At 60.3% G+C, this 1,566-nt stretch carries 2 protein-coding genes; both read left to right on the top strand.

Going from position 1 to position 1,566, the window contains the following annotated elements; all coding sequences use genetic code 11:
- Positions 1 to 89 precede the first annotated feature (89 nt).
- Positions 90 to 497: a hypothetical protein gene (locus ABZ911_RS43125; RefSeq protein WP_358070515.1), complete on the top strand. Its 408-nt coding sequence runs from the start codon at positions 90 to 92 to the stop codon at positions 495 to 497.
- The gene (locus ABZ911_RS43120) at positions 443 to 1,552 is read left to right on the top strand and encodes an IS3 family transposase (RefSeq protein WP_358070512.1); all 1,110 of its coding nucleotides are present in this window, start codon (positions 443 to 445) and stop codon (positions 1,550 to 1,552) included. The genes ABZ911_RS43125 and ABZ911_RS43120 overlap by 55 nt, the downstream gene beginning before the upstream one ends.
- Positions 1,553 to 1,566: the final 14 nt, after the last annotated feature.

Genomic DNA, 1,566 nt, shown 5'->3' with positions numbered 1-1,566 from the left:
CCCTCTGTGTCAGGCTCACATGGGACACGCGGTATGAAAGTTCCCAGTGTGGGATGAGCAGGGCGAGACTGGTGTAGCAGACTGTGACGATGACGAAGCACGACCTGGAGGCCAGCGGGCCTCGGGGTGATCGACCCAAGCGCCGGCACTTCTCGGCGGAATACAAACTGCGGATCCTTGCCGAGTACGATGCGGCGCCGCCCGGGGAAAAGGGTGGCATTCTGCGGCGCGAGGGCTTGTACGACTCCAGCATCCAACTGTGGCGTAAGAAGCGGGACGAGGGTGCCTTGAAAGGCGTCTCCGGCGGTCAGCAGGCCGCATCCCCGGAGACGGCCAAGCAACGGGTCAAGGAGAAGGCCGAGAGAGAAAAGCTCGAGCGTGAGAACGCCCGGCTGCAGAAGAAGCTCGCCCAGACCGAGGCCGCACTGGAGATCATGGGAAAATGGCACGCGCTCTTGGAAGAGATGTCCAAGGGCGCGGACTCGGAGAACTCGTAGCCGAGCTTCGCGAAGAAACCCGCGAGCAGCTCCAGCAACATGTCGGCATTCAGAAGTCGTGCAAACTGACCGGCGTCAACCGATCCACCTTGTATCGGCGGCTTCAGCAGAAGGAGGAGGAGCCGCAGACGGTGGCGCGGTCGGCTCCGCCGAACGCTTTGTCGCCAGACGAGCGCGATGAGCTGATCAGAGTGCTCAACGATGCCGAGTTCGTGGACAAGTCTCCGCGCCAGGTGTGGGCGATCTTGATCGATCGTGGCACGTATCTGGCGTCGGTGTCGACGATGTACAGGGTGCTGCGCACGCGGGGCCTGGTCCGCGAGCGGCGGGCCCAGGCTCGGCACGAGGCCAAGAAGAAACCGCACCTTGTCGCAAAGAATCCAAACGAGATATGGAGCTGGGATATCACGCGGCTACCGTCGGCTGAGCGGGGGAAGTATTTTGAACTGTACGTGATGATCGATATCTTCTCTCGGTGCGTGGTGCACTGGGAGGTGCATCTCCGCGAATCGGGGGATCTTGCGAAGCAGTTCATCGAGAACTGTATCCGGGCCAACGGCGGGGTCGCGCCACGGTTGATTCATTCCGACCGGGGCGCGTCGATGACATCGAAATCCGTGGCGAATCTGCTGTCCGACCTGGACATCATCAAGTCGCATTCGCGTCCGAAGGTGAGCAACGACAACCCTTACAGTGAGGCCAACTTTAAGACGTTGAAGTATTGTCCGGTGTTCCCTGAAGTCTTTGGATCGCCGCAGGACGCTCGGAGCTTTTGTCACCGCTTCTTCGAATATTACAATCATCGCCATTACCACGCTGGTATCGGGTTGCACACGCCGTTCACCGTGCATATCGGCACCGCGCAGGCTATATTCAGGATAAGCGGCGGGAAACGATGGAGAAGTTCCTCATGGCGAACCCGCAGCGGTTCACGAGCAAGCCGTCGCTGCCCAAGCTCCCCACCGCGGTGTGGATCAACGAGCCCAGCGAGGACGAAACCCTGTCAGATACGGAGAGTGCCGCGTAAGACCTCGGTAGCACCGTGTCCCAGTTGACTTGACACATACCG

Source organism: Nonomuraea sp. NPDC046570 (assembly GCF_040645915.1).
Classification (GTDB): domain Bacteria; phylum Actinomycetota; class Actinomycetes; order Streptosporangiales; family Streptosporangiaceae; genus Nonomuraea.
This window is presented reverse-complemented; position numbering and strand designations above follow the sequence as displayed.

What these genes read in the sequence shown, in the direction of transcription:
- ABZ911_RS43125 (WP_358070515.1), top strand. Translation starts at nt 90, where the DNA reads ATGACGAAGCACGACCTGGAGGCCAGCGGGCCTCGGGGTGATCGACCC.
- ABZ911_RS43120 (WP_358070512.1), top strand. Translation starts at nt 443, where the DNA reads ATGGCACGCGCTCTTGGAAGAGATGTCCAAGGGCGCGGACTCGGAGAA.